Source organism: Specibacter sp. NPDC078692, assembly GCF_040686835.1.
Classification (GTDB): Bacteria; Actinomycetota; Actinomycetes; order Actinomycetales; family Micrococcaceae; genus Specibacter.
Genome location: NZ_JBFBLV010000021.1, coordinates 34,959 through 53,546, shown reverse-complemented (window position 1 = coordinate 53,546; position 18,588 = coordinate 34,959). Strand labels below are relative to the sequence as shown.

The window sequence follows — 18,588 nt, the reverse complement described above, 5'->3', positions numbered from 1 at the left end:
CCTTCCCCATGAGTACCGAGTCTGCGCCGCAGCCGAACATCCTGCGCTGGATGCCCCGTGGCAGCGAACAGTCTGGCACCGAACGCCCTGATGCCGAACAGTCGGCGCTGTGGATTAGTGCCAGTGGCGCCGCCATGCCCAAGAAGGTGGTGGCGGTGGATGACTCTCTGACGGCCGACGACGCCTACCGTCTCGCCGCCCAAGGCACGGCTTTGCTGTGGCAAGGTGACTATCACAACGCCCGCCAGCTACTCTCGGCCATGGCTCGCAGACTGCCCGTCTTTTCAAGGCTCGACGGCGAATCCGTCGCCCAGTCCTTCTACCGCTACCGCCAGGGTCGGACCCAACGAGCCAAGATGCTGGGACGCGTGTTGGTGCCGTTGGCTCCCGGGCCGGTAGTGCCTTTGCGCCGGGCCCCAGATCTGAAAGAGGCCTGGCTGCTCGCCGCAGGCCCCGTTGATGAGCCGTCTGTGGCGCCGTTGCAGGATGTGCTGGGTGCAGTTGGTGCCTTGGAATGGCGGCGCAATGGATTGTTCATCCAAGAACTCGATGCCGTGATTTACCCGCACTACGGCACCTTCGCGCCCGTTCGCAGCGAATATCTGGGACTGCTGGACAGCGTGGAACTGCCGTCCACGGAGCTGGCCTTCGATATTGGCACCGGTACGGGCGTACTGGCAGCCATCCTGGCCAAACGCGGGGTCAAGCACGTTGTGGCCACGGATAGCGAAGCAGCTGCCATTGCCTGCGCACAGCAGAACCTGGAAAATCTGGGACTGGCTGACACAGTCGAAGCCGTTCAAATCAATATGTTCCCGGAAGGGAAAGCACCGCTGGTAGTCTGCAATCCGCCGTGGCTACCCGGAACCGTCAACACCATGCTGGACAACGCCGTCTATGACCCCAAGAGCCGCATGCTCAAAGCCTTCCTGAGCGGATTGGCCAAGCACCTAGAACCCGGTGGAGAGGGCTGGTTGATCATCTCGGATCTGGCCGAACACCTAGGCCTGCGCTCCCGCGAGGAACTCACGGACTGGATCGCGGCCGGCGGACTTGAAGTTAAAGGCACCGTGGAAACGCCCGCAAGGCACCCGCGGTCCATGGATAAAACTGATCCCTTCTTCGATGCCAGATCAAAGGAAATCACCTCCCTGTGGCGACTAGGTGTCAAGGGCTAGCGAGCGCCTGAGAGGTTTTAAGAAAATCTCCCACTGCTAAGATATTTCTTTGGTGCCCGGTGGGTGCCGACACGCGTTTGCGTGGACATTACGCTGGGGACGATGGATTCCACCGGTATGCCATCACGATTTATGGAGTACACCTATGGCTGAGACGCCAGAAGAAATTCAGCTGCCCACACGAAAGAAGAAACCTCGTAAGAAGGCGGCGTGGGTTGTCTCGGCAGGCGCCACAGTAGCGGTATTGGCTGTTGCAGCATTTGTTGTTCCTCCGATGCTCGCAGGTGATCCCATTGCGGTGGAGAGCTCTGCAGCACCCACGGCCGCCCCCACTCCCGCCAAAACTTACGCACCTGTCACCAATTTTTACGAGCAGGCTGGTCCTCCGGCAGGTTCGCCGTTGACGCCAGTGGCACCTCAAAAAGTGACCGTCAGCGCAGACAAAGTGGGCACCAAGCTCAGTCCCACTCAAGTCGGACTTTCACTCGAAGCCACCGATTTGGCGGACCCGCTGTTAAGCGGGGACAACAAATCCGTGGTCGCCTCCCTGAAAGGACTAGGGAAACCAGTTCTGCGCTTCGGCGGCAACGCGGTTGATCGTCGCTTCTTCTGGACGTCCACTGGCGAGGCCCTTCCGTCAAGCTATGCCGGAACCAAAGCTAACCCTGCTCGAGTAGTCGGTCCCGATGACTTCACTCGGGTCAATGGATTGCTGGAAGCAGCAGATGCCTACATCAGCCTGTCCGTGAACTTGGGCGACTACAATCCGGACCGTGCAGCAGATCTAGCCAAATATGGTGCACAAATCTTTGGCGAGCGCCTACTGGCCATCACCATTGGTAATGAACCCAATGGCTTTGCGCCCAATATGGTGCTGGCGCATGCGCTCCGTCCCAATGGCTACACTTCGGCTGACTTCGGGAAAGAAGCAAAGGTCTACGCTGATGCCATCTACAAGGTGGCCCCGAACGTCCCCATCTCCGGCCCGGGCACCTATGCTGCGGATTGGGCCTCAGCTTGGGTTGACCTAGACATCAAGCAGACCAAGATTCTCACCTTCCACAACTACCCCCTGACGGGTTGCACCACGGGCCTCGCCGCGGACCAGCCCACCATGGCTAACCTTCTTGCCCCCGACATGCATGACCGCTCCATCAATTACCACAAGACCTTTGTGGCCACGGGCAATGCTGCCAACATGCCCATCTGGGTTGATGAAACAGGGATCTCGGCCTGCGTTGGCGGTAACGAGACCACTAAGACTCACGCGTCAGCGTTGTGGAGCGCCGATTACGCCCTCGGCTCGGCTCAGGTTGGCGTCAGCCAGCTGGACTTCCACAGTTCACTCATCACCTGCAAAGGTGGCCCGCCCATGTCCGCCGTGTGCTTTGACGGTGAGTACCTCAAGCCCACCGGCGAAATGCAAGGCCGTGCCAACTACTTTGGTTTGTCCATGGTTGGCACCATTGGCGGCGGCGAGTTCCTGAAATTGACCAACGACGGCGGCGGGCTGGCCTATTCTTACGCCCTCCAACAGGCTGATGGCAGCACCACAGTAGTCCTGATCAACCAGAACAACCCGGAGACTGCGGCGCAAACTAAAGTCACTCTGAAGCTGCCCAACATTCCGGCCACGGCCACCATGACCCAGATGACGGGCACCAGCTACGATTCTGAGGACACCAGCAAGATCGACGGTCAGGATGCCGCCCCCGGAGCGAATGACAAACGTCCAGCTCCCATGGACTTCAAGCCAGGACAGCAGTTGCAGACCTTCCCGTTGACCGCCGGCACTGTCACGGTCATGAACTTCAAATACTGACGGAACGGACTTCCCCGGGGACGCATAGCGTCACACGGGGAGTTCCCATCTAAACGTGTAAGGATGGCCTCCATGATTGATGAAACTGAGATGGATCTGCGTCCCCGCAAGGCCAAGAAAACCCGGCGCAATACTCTGCTGGTGATCCTAGGCCTGTTCGTGGTGGCAGCCATTGTCAGTGGGGTCTTTGTCGTTAACTTGGCTAACAGCTTCAACAGCCAGACTCAGAAGATCGCCCAGGCATTCCCCGAGGAGTCCACGCGGCCCGTCAAAGCTACAGAGGGTCCGGCATCAAAAGCCCAGAACATCCTGGTTCTGGGTAGTGATAGCCGCGCCGCTTCTGTGGACATGGCCAGCGAAGGTGAGGCGTCCGATCAACGCTCCGACACCATGATGTGGGTCCACATCCCGGGTGACGGCAAGAACATCGTCATGATGTCCATCATGCGCGACACCTGGGTAGACATTCCCGGTCACGGTCAAGCCAAGATCAACGCTGCCATGGCTTACGGGGGAGTCCCTCTGGTGGTGCAGACCCTTGAGGGTTTGTTCAAGAGCCGGCTCGACCACGTGGCCATTGTTGATTTTGAGGGCTTTAAGGCCATCACCGATTCACTCGGGGGCGTCAAGGTAAATGTCCCCATGGCATTCACAACCGGCAACAAACAGCACACGTTTAATGCCGGCCCGCAGGTTTTGAACGGTGATCAGGCGCTGGCGTTTGTCCGTGAGCGTTACGCGTTCAGCGACGGCGATTACCAGCGAGTACGGAACCAGCAGCTGTTCCTTAAATCGGTCATGAACACGGCGCTGACGCCCGCCACGTTGACTAACCCTGGCAAGATCAGCGATCTCGTGAGCCAGGTTTCACCCTTTGTTTCCGTTGATGAAGGTCTGGATGCAGCAGCGATGGCCAGCATGGCTGTGAGTCTCCGCGATGTCCGCGGCTCCAATGTCCTGTCCTTCACGCTTCCCAATTTGGGGACGGGGACCAGCGCTGATGGCCAGTCAATTGTCATCAAGGACGACGCCGCCATCGCGGCTATCGCTGATGCCCTCGCCTCGGACACACTGGTCCTACACATGGACAACAACGGTCTGCGCTAGGGCTGACGTAACAACTGAATGCAATAAAAGGGACCGGGCGCTTGCCCGGTCCCTTTTATTGCATTCAGCAGCTGCTGTTACTGCGCCGCTGATGTGGGCACGTCGTCGATTCCAATGCAGCCGCCGGTCGAGGGAATCTTTGCTGCGGCCGCTGAGATTTGTGTCAGGACCGTGTCTGAGGGGACTTTGTTCTCCTCCAGAATCAACTCGGTGGCCGGGTTACGCCCATAGGTGGTGAACGTCCAGGACGTTTCACCTTCCTTGATGACCCAGTCCACGCCGTTGACTGTCACACACCTATCGGTGGTGGGGCCAGGGACCTGAACGCCACAGCGCAAGAGCACAACTGCGGGGTCGCCCCATGCGGCAGTCGCTTGGCTGGAGGTGGTGCGGCGCTTGGTGTCTGCCAGGGAATCTGGCAGCGCCACCATCATGGGGGCGCAGGCTGGATTGTTTGCATCCGTGGCCTCATTGATGGTGACGGATGGCGCGCAGGCGGTAAGGACGAGCAGCGCGGCGGCGGCAAAAGGCACAGCGGTCCGCCAGGAACGGGAAATCAGAGGCATGTCATCAGCCTATCCGTTCAAGCTGGGAATGCTCTCCGGACCATGGCTCTGGTGGGCGGCACTTAAACTGCGCGCGCTGGTGGGCTGGTTGCCGGTGCCCGGTGGATGCCATGATGAGATTACGCGGACAACACGCTGATGACGTTTGATTCCACCGGTAAGACCTCACAAATCTTGGAGTACCCCTTTGGCCGAGTCGCCTGAACAAAACCCCTTGCCCACGCAAAGCCAAAAGCAGGGCCGGCCCCGCAAAAGGGCAGCCTGGTTTGTCTCCGCCGGTGCCACCATTGCGGTAGTGGCTGTCGGTGCATTCGTTGTGCCGCCACTCCTCGCTGGAGAGCCAGACACAGTGGAGCCCACCGTGACGCAGGCTGCGCCAACGGCCACTCCGGCCCGCAGCTACACGGCCGTCACTAATTTCTATAAGCAAGCCGGCCCGCCTGCAGGTTCGCCGCTAACAGCAGTGGCTCCCCAAACGGTGACCGTGAGCAGTGCCATGGTGGGAACCAAGACCAGCCCCACGCAGGTTGGGATCTGGCTGGAGTCCACCGATTGGGCCGACCCGTTGTTGAATGGTGACAACGCATCCGTGGTGGCCACCTTTAAGGGGCTCGGCAAACCGATGCTGCGCTTCGGTGGCAAATCCGTAGACCGCAGCTTCTTCTGAACGTCCACTGGCCAGGCCCTTCCTGCCAGTTACGTGGAAACCAAAAAACTCCCGGCCCGTGCCGTGGGTCCAGATGATCTGAAGAGCATCAGCGGCCTGCTGGAAAGGCGGATGCCTCTATCAGCCTGCCGGTAAACCTGGGTGACTACAACCCCGAGCGTGCGGCGGACCTGGTCAAACATGGCGCGCGGATCTTTGGCAAGCGTCTGGTGGCCGTCTCCATTGGCAATGAACCCAACGGCTTTGACCCCAACATGGTCCTGGCCCATGCGCTACGACCCAACGGCTACACGGCCGGTCGCTCAGGGGCGGCCGGCGTCGATGCGGCTAGGGGTTTTCGGGTGTGGCTTCCTATGCCACAACTTCGCCGAGAAGGGCGAACACGGCGGATGCTGCCTCGAGGCGAGCCGTCCACTCGTCACGCTTAGCCCTGTCGGCTTCCCATCCTGTGCGCTGCTCGGTGGTGGGCCAGCCGTGCTTGCATCCCCAGCGCTGGACGGTGTTGGTGGAGATCCCGGCACCGGCAGCGGCTTCCCGCACGGAGGCGCCATCTTTGAGCGTGTCTGCCGCGGACGTCTCGCCCTGGTGCTGCGCCTCGGTGAGGAGGCGCAGCGCGGCCAGGATGCACTCAAGGTCGGCCGGGTCGGGGAATCCCTGTTCTGTGGTGTCATCCACGGATACTAACCCGCGGGGCTGTAGCAAGGTTCACTACAGCCCCGTTTTTATGGTGCCTTTAACCGGTCCTATGTGGCCCTTGGACGGGCGCGGTAGGGTATAAAAAAGGCCACGGGGTCGTGGCCTTTCAATATTGCGTTGAGTTCCTCTGGCGCGCCTGCTACTCGTGTGACTCCGCTGTCAGATTCCAATATTGCGATTTGGTCACCGTGTCAGCGTCTGGCTTGTAGAAGGGCTTGGCGCCTGACAGGTGGGGACGCTCCCATGCGATGTCTTTTCGGATGACCCGCGCCGGAGTGCCGGCGGCTATCGCATTGTTCGGGACATCTTTCGTGACGATGCTTCCGAATCCAACGACGGAACCGTTGCCGATGGATACACCGCCCATGATGATTGCTCGCTTGGCCAGCCATACGTGGTTGCCGATGGTGATCGGCTGAGACAGATTCACGCGCTGCCCGGTTGTCACGTCAAAGATCGGGTGGGCGTCGTCAGTGCGAATCTCGACGTCAGTCGCGATCATGACGTCATCGCCAATGGTCACGTCGGCGCCCTCGACGGCAGTGATGGTCAACTTGTCCGTGGTGGATACATTATTGCCGAGCCGCACCGTCGAGTCTTGCCCGATGCGTGCAAAAAGCCTGAGCGGGCTAACCCCTGAATGAGATCCGATCTCGACCGATCCGTTATCGCAGTCGAATTGGACATTGAGGTGACGGATCTTTGCATTTGGAGAAATTGCTAGCCGATTGTTCGAGCCACGGAAGTTCACCGTTACCGGTTGTTCGCCAGCTGTTGGGCAGATAATTTCATTGCCACGGTCATCGCTGTAGGATTTCAGGGCCTTTATTTCTGTCATTAATTCACCATACCCGTGAACGGCCACCACTAACGACGTCTAGGCTTGCCATGCCCGCTATGTCAGGTTATTGGCGTTCACGCCTATGGTCGAACCCGACGAGGTGTCTGCGAACACTGCTGGCGTGAATCCTTGCGCCAAGTTCCCTACGAATAAATTTCCTGTCGCCCCTGTTCCGAACGTTACGCCAATTGTCCCCGAAGGCAAACCTTGTTCTGTCTACCCTCGGGAACAAAGACAGCAAGCTTATAAGCGGAGTAGTCGACCTCATCAAATAGGCGTCCTATTGTCACCGAAACAGCCTCATTAGACGAAGATGTTATTGGCTGCGTTCACGGTCGCCGCTTGAGAAGAAGCGCTTGGGTAGCCTAGTGCGATGTTCCCCAGCACGATCCCTTTGGTGTAGCCCGCTGCGATACCAATGCCACCCTCTGTTGAGGTAGTGGTGCACGAAACCGTGTTTCCCTGGACGCTCACAACGCCGGGTATTGCGGGTGTGCCGGAAATTACGATCGCAGATTTGCCGACTGTCAGCTCAACACGGTTACCTAGCACCACGGGGTTAGTGCACCCGCTCAGCACGATCTGTTGTGCCTGTGCCTTGAACGTGTTGTTGACAATTTCGATACCTTGGTTGGTTCCACCCGTTGTTACCGCGTACCAGCCGTTCTTGTCGGAAGTGTTGTTGCTGACCGAAGAAGTGTTGCAGTTGTTAAGGAAAACGAAGCCGCCACCGCATCCACGCGACTGATTGCCTGCAATAACTGGCCCATCAACAAACGCAAAATGGGCGATGTAGTTACTGCCCATCCCGACCTGACAGTTAATTAGGGTGTTGTTCTTAATGTTGACGTTGGTCAGGGACTTTCCGGAAATCCCGTACATATAAATTACCTGCACGCCGGTGCAGTTGCGTACCTCGTTACCTTCAACATAGAGGTCACTCGTTGGCGTGTACGCGGGGATCGGCTTAAGTTCTGGTGCATCAAGGTTTATGTCAGCAAGGAGAGTCCCGGTTGCGTGGCTGATAGTCCTCACGAAGTGGTTGCTGATCCCGCTACCGTCGATGCGATTATTGCGAATATAAACCTGCTTAGCGGCAACAAAGTGAAGAATGCCAGGGTAACTGTCCGCGGTTGTTTCCTGAACTTCGCTCACGTCATTGTCCTCAAAGACAATGTTGGTGTAGTAGTTTCCCTCTACCCATGAGTGTGACCCGAGCGGTGGCTGTGCAAGGTACTTGATGCCGCCAACAGTGATGCTCCCAAAGGTGCAGGCGCGTACCGTGACGTTCCGTGTTGCTGTGCCGTCGAAAACCTCGCCAGCCTTTAGACTGTCGTGCGCACCAAACCCATACTTGACAGATGAATCCAACTGAATGGCCTCAACATAGCTGCGGTTTGTAACCAGTTTTACACCACGGAACTCTGAGCGCTCGATGAAGATGTTGTCACATCCGAGCGGGTCAAAGACGTGCCCATTCTGGGAGGTCTCCAAGAATCGGCAGTTGCTTACATAGACATCGGAGGCGCGGTGGAGTGTCATTGCGCTAATTGATACCCCTGCCCCTAGATTGCCGCGGAAGGTTAGCCCTGTGAGTGAAACGTTTTTGACACCTCCGCCGTAACCAAGATTCGCCCCAGCAAGTCCGACAAAGACTGCGTAGTTTATGGAACCTGTCGTCTTTCGAATCACCGCACCCTTGGCGCCGGTGATGCTCACATTGTCGCAGAGGATCACGTTTCCATGAATCACATACTCCCCATTGGGGAACCACAGCACTCCACCTCCTGCAACTTTTATGGCGTTCATGGCTGCTTGAACTGCTGCGGTTTCATCGGTGGCGCTATCGCCCTTAGCTCCATAGTCCCTGACATTGAAAGCTAGCTCACCCTTGCCGACAGGCTTTCCTCCGTTGTCGGGCGCATAAGCGGCAGATTGGGCCTCGGTCTGGGTGGACCTGGATCTCAAACAGCCAAAAAATTCTCACCTTCCACAACTATCCGCTGACGGGCTGCAGCACAGGACTTGCCGCTGACCAGCCCACCATGGCCAATCTCATGGCGCCCAATATGCGTGACCGCTCCATCAACTACCACTCCTCAGTTGTGACAACGGGAAACGATGCCAACATGCCCATTTGGGTTGATGAAACGGGAATCTCCGCTTGCGTAGGTGGCAATGAGACCACCAAAACCTATGCCTCGGCAATGTGGAGCGCAGACTATGCGCTCGGTTCCGCTCAGGTTGGGGTAAGTCAGTTGGACTTCCATAGCTCACTCATCACCTGGAAGGGTGGGCCACCCATGTCCGTGGTGTGCTTCGACGGTGAGTACCTCAAGCCGAACGGTGAGATGCAGCCGTTAGCCAACTACTTCGGTTTGTCCATGGTTGGCGCCATTGGTGGGGGAGAGTTCCTCAAACTGCAGAACGACGGCGGCGGGCTGGCCTATTCATACGCCCTCCAGCAGGCGGACGGCAGAACCACTGTTGTTCTGATCAATCAGAACAACCCGGAGACGGCTCCACAAACCAAGGTGACGCTGAAGCTGCCCATCATTCCCGCCACGGGAACCATGACGCAAATGACGGGCAGTAGCTACTCTGCTCAGGACGGTGTGGCGATTGACGGCGAAGCCGGTGCTCCCAAGGCTGATTCCGAGCGCCCCGCACCCATGGACTTCAAGCCGGGCCAGCAATCCCAGACCTTCTCGCTCACAGCAGGAACAGTCACCGTCATGAATTTCAAGTACTAAAAGCTAGCTGAGTCGGTCCGGCCCGGCGCAGCCTTGCAGGGCCCGACCGCTTGAGTGGGGCCCTGCTTGTTTTAAGCCCGACAGGGGCTCATCTCAGCTGTGAGGAAGATTCACCGATTATGACTCAGAAAAGGACATGACAAAGCTAACAGTTTTCACCCAAAATCCAGTGAATTTGCTGTGCTCGTGAGATGATCTACCGGATGGGCTAATTGTAATGCCCTTCAGTTCCGTGAATATGTGTCGCGCACCACATCGCAGATGTGCCGCCCGGTTCATTGCCTATGGGGAAGTAAGGGCGGTCTCAGCATGATCAGTGGGTGCAGGAGTTATGCCCGAATTGCCTTGATGGCAGCTATTTTGCTGTTGGGTTTTCTTGTTCTTCCTCAGGCATCCGTTGCTACCGCCGATGACGGCAATACGAACACTGGTGAAATCGTAGTCACGCTACCTGGAATCGAGCCGGCTCCGGAGCCCGAACCCGTTCCGGAACCCCCGTACACGCCTCCTTATACGCCGCCGTACACACCCCCACCTGCTCCCGTCGTTCCGGCGCCCGTTGTCAAACCGGCCCCCAAACCGGCGCCCGCAGCCCCTGCGCCTGTTGTTAAGCCGGCTCCCAAACCAGCCCCGGCACCCGTAGTCAAACCGGCTCCGGCAACCCCAGCGGCCGAAGCTGACAACACCCAGGAACCAGTCGAAGTGACCGCGGAAGAGGTACCTGCGGAAGTGCAGACCACCACGGCTGCGCCAGCAACTGCAGCTCCCACTACCGTTCCGGCTACCACTCACCCCACAGTCGGCAGCCCGAGCCCGAGCCCGAGCATCACGGCGCAGGCACTGCCTATCAAGTCAAGCGCGTCAAACACGGCAGCTCCGAGTAATTCCCTGCTACTGCAGCTGCTGGTTATCGGCCTACTGTTGGCGATTGGTCTGGCCTACCTGCGGTTCATGAAACGCGGTGCCAAGCACCTTGGTGCCGCCGCAACGGGCCCGGTGAAATAGACCACACATGAACAAAAATGCAAAGAGTGGCAAACACACACGGATCATGCTTCTGGCCCATTCGTATTGGCCCGAGAACAGCCCGCCTCAACGCCGCTGGTCGTCGCTGATTCGCGAGTTCCGCGCAGCTGGCTGGCAGGTGGACGCTGTTGTCCCCGTAGCCCACTTCCCACAGGGGACACGCACCCTTCCTCGTGAGGTTGCTGGCATGGTGTTCCGCAGCCAAAAGGGCCCTCATGGCGAAGTTATTCTGCGCATCCCCTATCTGCCGCACAGCGGAAATTTCCATCCCGCACGCCTGATTGACCAGCTTTTTTCGGCGGCCATGTCCATTCCCGCTGGAATCTTCTGGCGCAAGCCGGATGCAGTCATCGTGACGGCGCCAAGCCTCCCCATTCTTGTGGCTGGATACGTCGTTGCCAGAGTCAGGCGTGTTCCACTTATCGTTGAGATGCGCGATGCCTGGCCGGATTTGGCCAGAGACGCCCGGCTCGTCAAAGGCAACGTCAAAAGTGTCATTGAACGTGTGGTCGAGGCCATCCAGTTCCGTGCCGACGTGGTCATTGCCGTCACCCAGGGATTCGCCGAAACGCTGCGAGCTCGCGGCGTGAAGAATGTGGTCACGGTCAGCAATGGTCTTGACGTTGACTCGGTCCCCAGCTTTGAGGCACCCGCCCTGAACAAGGAAACCCTCGAGGTTTTGTACCTGGGAAACCATGGCCAAAGCCAGCGGTTGGATGCGGTGATCAAGGCAAGCGCCTTGGTAGGTTCGGGCATGCATTTGCACATGGTGGGCCACGGAACACACCGCCCGGCCCTGATCAAACTGGCCGCCGAGCTCAACGCCCCGGTGACTTTTCATGATTCGCTGCACGGTCAAGAAGTTCTTGATCGCTACAAATCTGCGGATAGCTGCATTGTCTCCTTGCGAGATGACTGGAAGTCCTTCGAGGCAACCGTTCCCTCCAAGACGTATGAGGTTTTGGCTATCGGGCGTCACATTACGGCCATTGTGCGTGGCGAGGCTGCCCGCATCGTCAAGGACGCTGATGCTGGCGACGTTGTCGCATGGAAGCCTGAAGCGATTGCCGAGCTCTGGCGCGAGTTGGCTGCAGATCGCAGCCGTTTGGACGCAGGCACCTCGGGTCGGGACTGGGTGCGTGCGCACGCGAATTATCCTGTCTTGGCTGCGAAATACATGCGCGTCATCGATTCGGTCACCGGCAAGGTTGGTGTTGACGCATGAGCCTGCTAAAGAATCTAACTCTGGCCGCCAGTACTGCCGTAAATCACCTGGCGGATGATCCTGTGGTTTTGGCCTTGCAGATTTCCCGGCGACTGCCGTCCGCTGTGGTCATGCCCGCTGCCAAGCTCGTCACGAGGCTTTGCCCTCGCTCCACGTCCACCCCTGCGCTTTTGGCAACCTACATGACAGGGGATACAGCAGGGCTTGAGTCCAAGCTCGCCGCGGCGCTGAGCTCTGAGCTGCAGGCCATTCGCGCCCGGCTTGCCGCAGATGTTGCTCTGGCCGCTGGCCAGCCCGCATGGGCGGAGAAGTTCCTGCCACTGGCACAGCTATCGAAGCGTTTTCCTGCAACCCTTGCTCGCAACCGGTGGTACCACGGTGACATGGAAGGTGCCATCGCTGCCCTTGCCGGTCAGCACGGTTCAATGAAACGGCACCAGGATCGGCTGGTAGGGGAGAGCCGCACTTTTAGTGGCTGGACACCGGTTTTGCCCAAAACTTCCATGGTTCCGGTCAAGGGGCGTGTACTTCACCTCCTGACAAATTCTCTGCCGCACACGGGTAGCGGTTATGCTCAGCGCAGCCATTCCATCTTGCTCGCCCAGCAGGAAGCCGGCCGTGAAGTTTTGGCCGTGACCCGCCTTGGCTACCCGGTTCAAGTTGGCAAGATTCTTGCAGGGGATGAAGACCTGGTCGACGGCGTACGCTACCGCAGGATGATTCCGTCCAGTCTTGCGCCAACCCCCGATGCGCGCTTGCAGCAGGAAGCCGAGGAACTACTCAAGGTAGCGCTTGAGTTCCGCCCGGACATCATGCACACCACCACGCACTTCACCAACGGCTTGGTGGTTGGCGCAGTGGCCCGAGCCCTAAATATTCCGTGGGTTTATGAGGTGCGCGGCCAGCTGGCAGATACCTGGGCTTCCACACGTGACGATGCTGCCAAGGCAAGCGAACGTTATGTGAAGTTCCAGGCCTCGGAGGCTCAGGTCATGCAGGAGGCCGACGCCATAGTGACTTTGGGCAAAGCCATGCTGGATGGCATCGTCAGTCAGGGAGTCGCCTCGGACAAGGTGGTGCTCGGTCCCAACGCAGTTGGTGGCGATTTCCTGCTGGAACCCGGAACACCCGCGGCTGCTCGGGAAAAACTCGGCCTAGACCCAGCACTCAACTACATTGGCACTGTCAGCTCGCTGGTCGACTACGAGGGACTCGATCACCTCATTGAGGCCTTTGCTATTTTGGCTCCCGAGTTCCCGTCCCTGCGCGTGCTGTTGGTGGGTGGCGGAACAGCAGCCCCAGCTCTGCAAGCCCAGGCCGCACGGCTGGGCCTGTCGGACAAGGTGATTTTCACCGGACGTGTGCCACGTGAACAAGCCTCCACCTACCATCAAGCGCTTGATATTTTTGTGGTCCCTCGTAAGGACCTCGACGTTACACGGGCAGTCACTCCGCTCAAGCCAGTTGAAGCCCTAGCCAGTGGCCGTCCAGTGGTTGCCAGCGATCTACCTGCACTTCGGGAGTTTGTGGACCATGGTGTCAACGGCTTACTGAGTCCGGCTGACGATCCACAAAGTCTCGCTGAATCGTTGGCTACGCTACTGGGCGACGAAGAGTTGCGGCGGCGCCTCGGGGATATCGGCCGGCAGAAGGTACTGCATGGCAGAACTTGGGCTGCCAACGCCCAACGCTACGAGGACAAGTACCAAGAATTGATCAACCACCAAGCAAGGACGGGAGCATCGCGATGACACAAACGGAAGAAGGCACCATAGTTCCGGCCGCAGCGAAGATCCTTCCCATCAACCTAAGCCACCTCAGCAGAGTCGGTGCCCGCCCGGCCTTCTTGGACTATCTGGTCCAGCTCTGGGACTTCCGCAACTTCATCATCTACGATGCACGCGCACGAGTGAAGAGCGGCACCCGGCGCGACAAACTGGGCAGTGCTTGGCTACTGCTGAACCCCATCTTCAACGGTGTGACTTACTTTGTTATCTTTGGTTTGTTGTTGGGAACAGGCAAGGGAATCCCCAACTTCATTGGGTATTTGACCATAGGCGTGTTCATGTTCCAGATGACTTCTGGCGCCATTACTGGTGGTGCTCGATCCATCCAACAAAATCGTGCCTTGGTCCAGGGATTTACTTTCCCACGCGCGGCACTGCCACTGGGCGTGAACATCCGCGAGGCCATGGTCAATGTCCCCATGATCCTGGCCATGTTGCTGTTGGTACTTTTCATTCCGCCTACTGAGCCAATCACCTGGCGTTGGCTGTTGATCATCCCGGTTCTGCTGCTTCAGTTCCTCTTCAATTTGGGAGTCGGGATGATTCTGGCCCGAGTTATTTCTCGGGTCAATGATGTCACCCACCTGTTGCCCTTTGCGTTGCGAGCAATGATGTACCTCTCGGCAATTTTCTTCTCTTATGAGCGTTTTATTCACCATCCTGTACTGCTTAGCATCATGCAAGCCAACCCCATGTTCATCATTATCGACATCACTCGAGACTGCTTGCTATATGGCGTCACGCCGGCGTTGCAGTCGTGGATAGTACTTACTGCTTGGTCGCTGTCCGTATTGATTGTTGGCAGTGTTTACTTCTGGAAAGGGGAAGAGTCTTATGTCCGTGGCTGATCTGCTCACCAACCTGACGCCCACCCCTTGCATCGTGGCTGACAATGTTGCCATGAGGTACCGGGTGCCATCAACTGAGGTTCCAGAGGACACTCGGTACCCGCACATGAAGTTCTTGAGAATGCTCAATCCCTTGCCTAACACGGTGACGGTGCACGCACTCAATGAACTTTCCCTGGTGGTCAATCGGGGCGAATCGGTCGGGGTAATTGGCCGCAATGGATCCGGTAAAAGTACCCTGATGAAGCTTGTCAGCGGTCAGATTCGCCCCACCTCCGGGGCCATCCACGCATCCAGTACACCGATCATGCTCGGTGTAAATGCCGCCCTTGTTCCGGAACTCTCCGGAGACCAGAACGTGGTTCTCGGCTGCCTCGCCATGGGGCTCACCCACGCGGAGATTGCTGAACGGTTTGATGAGATTGTAGAAGTCTCGGGCCTGGAAAAGTCTATTCACCTGCCCATGAAGTCTTATTCTTCCGGTATGGGCTCCCGCCTTCGCTTTGCGATTGCCGCTTGCGCCAACCCGGAAATTCTCCTCGTTGACGAGGCTTTGAACACCGGTGACGCGCAATTCGCTGCCCGCAGCAAGCGCCGCATGGACGAACTCCGGTCTGAGGCGGGTTGTGTGCTCTTGGTGAGTCACAGCCTCGACACGATCAAGGACATGACCAGCCGGACCGTGTGGCTGGACAAGGGCGATCTCATCATGGACGGCCCGTCGAAAGAAGTTACCAAGGCCTACATGAAGTTCACTAAGGAACTCTCCAAGGGAAATAACATCACGGCCGCGAATTTCCGCGCAGAGGTCCAAGGTTCGCAGGCAAACGTTAGCATCGTCGATATTTCGCGCCAGAATACGCGGAGTGCCGGGTAAATGTACACTTCTCAAGATTTCCGTACGGCCGTTTGGCACCTGCGCCAGGGCGGTACAGCCCAGTATAAGGAGTGGCAGGCCAGGCGCAGGTCTGAGCTCGGGTTTGCATCCCCCAAGGACGCCAAAGGGGTCGAAGGCGGCTGGATTGGCAAAGGTAAGAAGCGCCGGCTTTCCTTCGCCGAAGCCGCAGTGCCGCAGGGTGCCCCCCGCCTGGCTGACCTTCGCGTTGGCGCCATCCTTGACGACTTCTCCGCTATGGCATTTGCCTTCGAATGGGAACAGGTGCCGCTGGATCCTGCCGCGGGACCGGAACAGCTCGATGGCCTGGATCTGGTGTTCATTGAGTCGGCATGGGCTGGCAACAGTCGTCTATGGCGCGGCAAGATTGCCGGTACCAACGGCCCGTCCGAACAATTCATTGAATTACTGGCCGCCGCTCGGCACCGGAACATCCCCACGGTCTTCTGGAACAAAGAAGATCCGCCGCACTACGATGATTTCCTCCCCGCTGCCAGGCTCTTTGACTTTGTCTTTACCTCTGATGAGGGACGGATTGAAAGCTACCGCAGGGACCTCGGCCACGAGAGGATTGCTGTCCTGCCGTTTGCTGCCCAGCCAGCGGTCCACAATCCCGTACGCCCGTCAAAGGGTTGGCACCACCGCGACGTAGCCTTTGCAGGCATGTATTTTGCCCACAAGTACCCCGAACGTCGCGAACAGATGGACCTGCTCCTCACTGGTGCCATGGATGTCTCGGCCAAGATGAAGGCCGGGCTGGAGATATTCTCTCGTCAACTCGGCGGCAGCCCTGAATATCAATTCCCGGCCCCGCTTGATTCTCGCGTTGTAGGCTCCCTGACCTACCAACAAATGCTGTCGGCGTACAAGGCGTACAAGGTGTTCTTGAACGTCAACTCCGTGGTCGATTCGGAGAGCATGTGCGCCCGCAGGATCTTTGAGATCTCTGCCGCCGGCACGCCTGTTATCTCTGCGCCGAGCGCGGCTATAAGGAGCTTCTTCTCAGCTGAAGAGGTTCCCGTCGCCACCACTCGGGAAGAGGCTGGGCATCTCAGCCGGGCCCTTGTGTCCAACCATGAACTCAATGACCGCACGGCCCATCTGGCACAACGGCGAATTTGGCAGCAGCATACCTATGCGCACCGCGTAGAAACCGTGTTGGAGCATGCCCTTCCCAACCGCGTGACGGGCTCTAATCGGCCCAGTATTTCGGCGCTAGTACCCACCATCCGTCCAGGGCAGATCGAGCACGTTTTCAAGACGTTAGCTAACCAGGTTGGTGTGGGGGCTCAGCTGGTCCTTTTGACCCACGGCTTTGAACTTCCTGCCCCGGAACTGGCGCAACTGCAGGAAAAATATGGAGTAGCGGACGTGGTCCTACTGACCGCGGGCAGAGACGTCAGCCTAGGGGAGTGCCTCAACCGCTGTGTTGCGGCTTCCACGGGCCAGGTGCTCACAAAAATGGACGACGACGATCACTATGGCTCCAACTACCTCTCCGATCAACTCTTTGCTCTCGACTATTCGCGGGCGGACATAGTAGGCAAGCAGGCGCACTACATGCACCTCGAGGCCTCAAACGCCACTATTCTTCGTTTCGGCCACAAAGAGCACCGCTTCACAGACTTCGTCATGGGGCCCACCATCATGGGCCACCGCCAAGTCTTCCTGGACGTTCCATTTCCGGAGCTAGGGATCGGGGAGGACACAGGTTTCTTGCGCAACGCGCGGGGCTCGGGGCTGAAGATCTATTCAACAGACCGCTACAACTTCTACCAAGTGCGCACCGGCAATGGACACACCTGGCAAGCGAACGACGCCGAGATGCTCGCATCCGGTGAACTGAAATTCTATGGGGGACCCAATGAACACATTGACATCTGAGTTGGAGCCGGAAGCCGTCACGGAAGAATTTAGCAGCGTAGCCGTGATTGGCCTGGGCTACATTGGCTTGCCCACGGCGGCCGTTTTGGCCCGTAACGGTGTCAACGTTATTGGAGTAGATATCTCAGCTGTAACGGTTGAGGCCGTCAACCGCGGGGAAGTTCCCTTCGTTGAACCCGACCTCGGCATTCATGTGGCAGGCGCTGTGTCACAGGGCAAGCTCAAGGCTCAACTGACTGTTCCGGAGGCATCGGTTTACATTATCGCTGTCCCTACGCCTTTCCTTGAAGACAAGTCGGCAGATATGAGCTATATCTTGGCGGCAGCGCAGACTATAGCACCTGTTCTCAAGGGCGGAGAATTGGTCATTCTTGAATCAACGTCGCCTCCAGGGACAACGCAGATGCTGGCCGACTTCATCATGAGTGTGCGACCAGATCTAAGCATGGACGGTTCCGATGGACGTCCCGTGGTGTACTTTGCGCACTGTCCGGAAAGGGTCCTCCCTGGCAAGGTCATGATTGAGATCGTTACGAATGACAGGGTTATTGGCGGCATTAATGAGGGTGCTGCCGCCATGGCCAGTCGGCTCTACCGAATTTTCTCGCTGGGGAAAATACTGGAAACAGATGCCGCCACGGCGGAGCTTTCCAAGCTCGTTGAGAATACCTATCGAGATGTGAACATTGCCCTAGCCAACGAACTTTCTATTGTCAGTAAGAATCTCGGAGTGGATGTCTGGGAACTGATTGACATAGCCAACCACCATCCACGTGTGAACATTCTTCAGCCCGGGCCCGGCGTCGGCGGTCATTGCATTGCTGTGGATCCGTGGTTCATTGTGTCTGCTGATTTGGAAAACACGCCTCTCATCCGGACTGCCCGTGAAGTTAATGATGCAAAGCCTGGGCATGTTATCCGGCAGATCCTAACGCCCTTTGTGGGATCTGAAAGGCCTGTCATTGCTGCCCTGGGGTTGGCCTTCAAGCCAAACATCGATGACATGCGTGAATCACCTGCAGTAGCAATCGTTCGCCGAATGGCACTGGAACGCTGTGACGCGATTTTCCTTGTGGTGGAATCCCATACAGACAAACTGCCCAAGGAGCTCGTCGGGTTGCTTAACGTGCGTTTGGTTGGCATTGATGAGGCGTTGGCCAAGGCTGATGCTGTCGCACTTCTTGTAGATCATGACAAGTTCCGCGAAATTGATACCGAACTGCTTATTGGCAAGCACGTGGTGGATACTCGCGGCTTCTGGCCCAGTAACGTTTCCAGCTAGAACAGGGACTG

At 57.8% G+C, this 18,588-nt stretch carries 16 protein-coding genes; 12 read left to right on the top strand and 4 right to left on the bottom strand.

What is annotated here, in order from left to right; all coding sequences use genetic code 11:
• Positions 1–8 precede the first annotated feature (8 nt).
• From AB0O97_RS14240 to AB0O97_RS14230, 3 genes are all read left to right on the top strand, one after another.
• On the top strand, positions 9–1,178 hold the full coding sequence (locus tag AB0O97_RS14240; RefSeq protein ID WP_363883550.1) for a class I SAM-dependent methyltransferase: 1,170 nt from the start codon (positions 9–11) through the stop codon (positions 1,176–1,178).
• A gap of 145 nt (positions 1,179–1,323) precedes the next feature.
• The gene (locus AB0O97_RS14235) at positions 1,324–3,000 is read left to right on the top strand and encodes a hypothetical protein (RefSeq protein WP_363883548.1); all 1,677 of its coding nucleotides are present in this window, start codon (positions 1,324–1,326) and stop codon (positions 2,998–3,000) included.
• Between the two features lie 72 nt (positions 3,001–3,072).
• Positions 3,073–4,107 carry an LCP family protein gene (locus AB0O97_RS14230; protein WP_363883546.1) on the top strand — a complete coding sequence of 345 codons (1,035 nt, stop codon included), beginning with the start codon at positions 3,073–3,075 and terminating at the stop codon, positions 4,105–4,107.
• 77 nt (positions 4,108–4,184) lie between these two features.
• Here AB0O97_RS14230 and AB0O97_RS14225 read toward each other — a convergent pair whose 3' ends face one another.
• The gene (locus AB0O97_RS14225; protein WP_363883544.1) at positions 4,185–4,673 is read right to left on the bottom strand and encodes a DUF3515 domain-containing protein; all 489 of its coding nucleotides are present in this window, start codon (positions 4,671–4,673) and stop codon (positions 4,185–4,187) included.
• A 214-nt stretch (positions 4,674–4,887) separates the two neighbouring features.
• Here AB0O97_RS14225 and AB0O97_RS14220 point away from each other — a divergent pair, with 214 nt between their 5' ends.
• On the top strand, positions 4,888–5,340 hold the full coding sequence (locus AB0O97_RS14220; RefSeq protein WP_363883542.1) for a hypothetical protein: 453 nt from the start codon (positions 4,888–4,890) through the stop codon (positions 5,338–5,340).
• A gap of 351 nt (positions 5,341–5,691) precedes the next feature.
• On the opposite strand, the gene AB0O97_RS14215 is transcribed toward AB0O97_RS14220, so the two are convergent.
• The 3 genes from AB0O97_RS14215 to AB0O97_RS14205 all read right to left on the bottom strand — a co-directional run bounded on the left by AB0O97_RS14215 (position 5,692) and on the right by AB0O97_RS14205 (position 8,845).
• Positions 5,692–6,015 carry a hypothetical protein gene (locus AB0O97_RS14215; RefSeq protein WP_363883540.1) on the bottom strand — a complete coding sequence of 108 codons (324 nt, stop codon included), beginning with the start codon at positions 6,013–6,015 and terminating at the stop codon, positions 5,692–5,694.
• Between the two features lie 160 nt (positions 6,016–6,175).
• Positions 6,176–6,874: an acyltransferase gene (locus tag AB0O97_RS14210; protein ID WP_363883538.1), complete on the bottom strand. Its 699-nt coding sequence runs from the start codon at positions 6,872–6,874 to the stop codon at positions 6,176–6,178.
• Between the two features lie 306 nt (positions 6,875–7,180).
• Positions 7,181–8,845 carry a glycosyl hydrolase family 28-related protein gene (locus tag AB0O97_RS14205; RefSeq protein WP_363883536.1) on the bottom strand — a complete coding sequence of 555 codons (1,665 nt, stop codon included), beginning with the start codon at positions 8,843–8,845 and terminating at the stop codon, positions 7,181–7,183.
• A gap of 77 nt (positions 8,846–8,922) precedes the next feature.
• On the opposite strand from AB0O97_RS14205, the gene AB0O97_RS14200 reads away from it, so the two are divergent.
• The 8 genes from AB0O97_RS14200 (at position 8,923) to wecC (ending at position 18,577) form a co-directional block, all read left to right on the top strand.
• Positions 8,923–9,630 carry a hypothetical protein gene (locus AB0O97_RS14200; protein ID WP_363883535.1) on the top strand — a complete coding sequence of 236 codons (708 nt, stop codon included), beginning with the start codon at positions 8,923–8,925 and terminating at the stop codon, positions 9,628–9,630.
• A 348-nt stretch (positions 9,631–9,978) separates the two neighbouring features.
• Positions 9,979–10,635, top strand: coding sequence for a hypothetical protein (locus AB0O97_RS14195; protein WP_363883533.1), 657 nt, complete (start codon positions 9,979–9,981; stop codon positions 10,633–10,635).
• A 7-nt stretch (positions 10,636–10,642) separates the two neighbouring features.
• Positions 10,643–11,881 carry a glycosyltransferase family 4 protein gene (locus tag AB0O97_RS14190; RefSeq protein WP_363883531.1) on the top strand — a complete coding sequence of 413 codons (1,239 nt, stop codon included), beginning with the start codon at positions 10,643–10,645 and terminating at the stop codon, positions 11,879–11,881.
• On the top strand, positions 11,878–13,632 hold the full coding sequence (locus AB0O97_RS14185; protein WP_363883529.1) for a glycosyltransferase family 4 protein: 1,755 nt from the start codon (positions 11,878–11,880) through the stop codon (positions 13,630–13,632). Before AB0O97_RS14190 ends, AB0O97_RS14185 begins: the two co-directional genes overlap by 4 nt.
• Positions 13,629–14,516 carry an ABC transporter permease gene (locus AB0O97_RS14180; protein ID WP_363883527.1) on the top strand — a complete coding sequence of 296 codons (888 nt, stop codon included), beginning with the start codon at positions 13,629–13,631 and terminating at the stop codon, positions 14,514–14,516. The genes AB0O97_RS14185 and AB0O97_RS14180 overlap by 4 nt, the downstream gene beginning before the upstream one ends.
• On the top strand, positions 14,509–15,393 hold the full coding sequence (locus AB0O97_RS14175) for an ABC transporter ATP-binding protein (protein WP_363883525.1): 885 nt from the start codon (positions 14,509–14,511) through the stop codon (positions 15,391–15,393). The genes AB0O97_RS14180 and AB0O97_RS14175 overlap by 8 nt, the downstream gene beginning before the upstream one ends.
• Positions 15,394–17,295, top strand: a complete 1,902-nt coding sequence (locus AB0O97_RS14170) for a glycosyltransferase (RefSeq protein ID WP_363883524.1) — start codon at positions 15,394–15,396, stop codon at positions 17,293–17,295. It begins immediately after the preceding gene.
• A complete protein-coding gene (wecC, locus tag AB0O97_RS14165) occupies positions 17,276–18,577 on the top strand; it encodes a UDP-N-acetyl-D-mannosamine dehydrogenase (protein ID WP_363883522.1) in 1,302 nt (433 codons plus the stop codon). Before AB0O97_RS14170 ends, wecC begins: the two co-directional genes overlap by 20 nt.
• The last annotated feature ends 11 nt before the right edge of the window (positions 18,578–18,588 follow it).

Coding starts and splice junctions, on each gene's coding strand:
- AB0O97_RS14240 (WP_363883550.1), top strand. CDS start 9: ATGAGTACCGAGTCTGCGCCGCAGCCGAACATCCTGCGCTGGATGCCC.
- AB0O97_RS14235 (WP_363883548.1), top strand. CDS start 1,324: ATGGCTGAGACGCCAGAAGAAATTCAGCTGCCCACACGAAAGAAGAAA.
- AB0O97_RS14230 (WP_363883546.1), top strand. CDS start 3,073: ATGATTGATGAAACTGAGATGGATCTGCGTCCCCGCAAGGCCAAGAAA.
- AB0O97_RS14225 (WP_363883544.1), bottom strand. CDS start 4,673: ATGCCTCTGATTTCCCGTTCCTGGCGGACCGCTGTGCCTTTTGCCGCC.
- AB0O97_RS14210 (WP_363883538.1), bottom strand. CDS start 6,874: ATGACAGAAATAAAGGCCCTGAAATCCTACAGCGATGACCGTGGCAAT.
- AB0O97_RS14200 (WP_363883535.1), top strand. CDS start 8,923: ATGGCCAATCTCATGGCGCCCAATATGCGTGACCGCTCCATCAACTAC.
- AB0O97_RS14195 (WP_363883533.1), top strand. CDS start 9,979: ATGGCAGCTATTTTGCTGTTGGGTTTTCTTGTTCTTCCTCAGGCATCC.
- AB0O97_RS14190 (WP_363883531.1), top strand. CDS start 10,643: ATGAACAAAAATGCAAAGAGTGGCAAACACACACGGATCATGCTTCTG.
- AB0O97_RS14185 (WP_363883529.1), top strand. CDS start 11,878: ATGAGCCTGCTAAAGAATCTAACTCTGGCCGCCAGTACTGCCGTAAAT.
- AB0O97_RS14180 (WP_363883527.1), top strand. CDS start 13,629: ATGACACAAACGGAAGAAGGCACCATAGTTCCGGCCGCAGCGAAGATC.
- AB0O97_RS14170 (WP_363883524.1), top strand. CDS start 15,394: ATGTACACTTCTCAAGATTTCCGTACGGCCGTTTGGCACCTGCGCCAG.
- wecC (WP_363883522.1), top strand. CDS start 17,276: ATGAACACATTGACATCTGAGTTGGAGCCGGAAGCCGTCACGGAAGAA.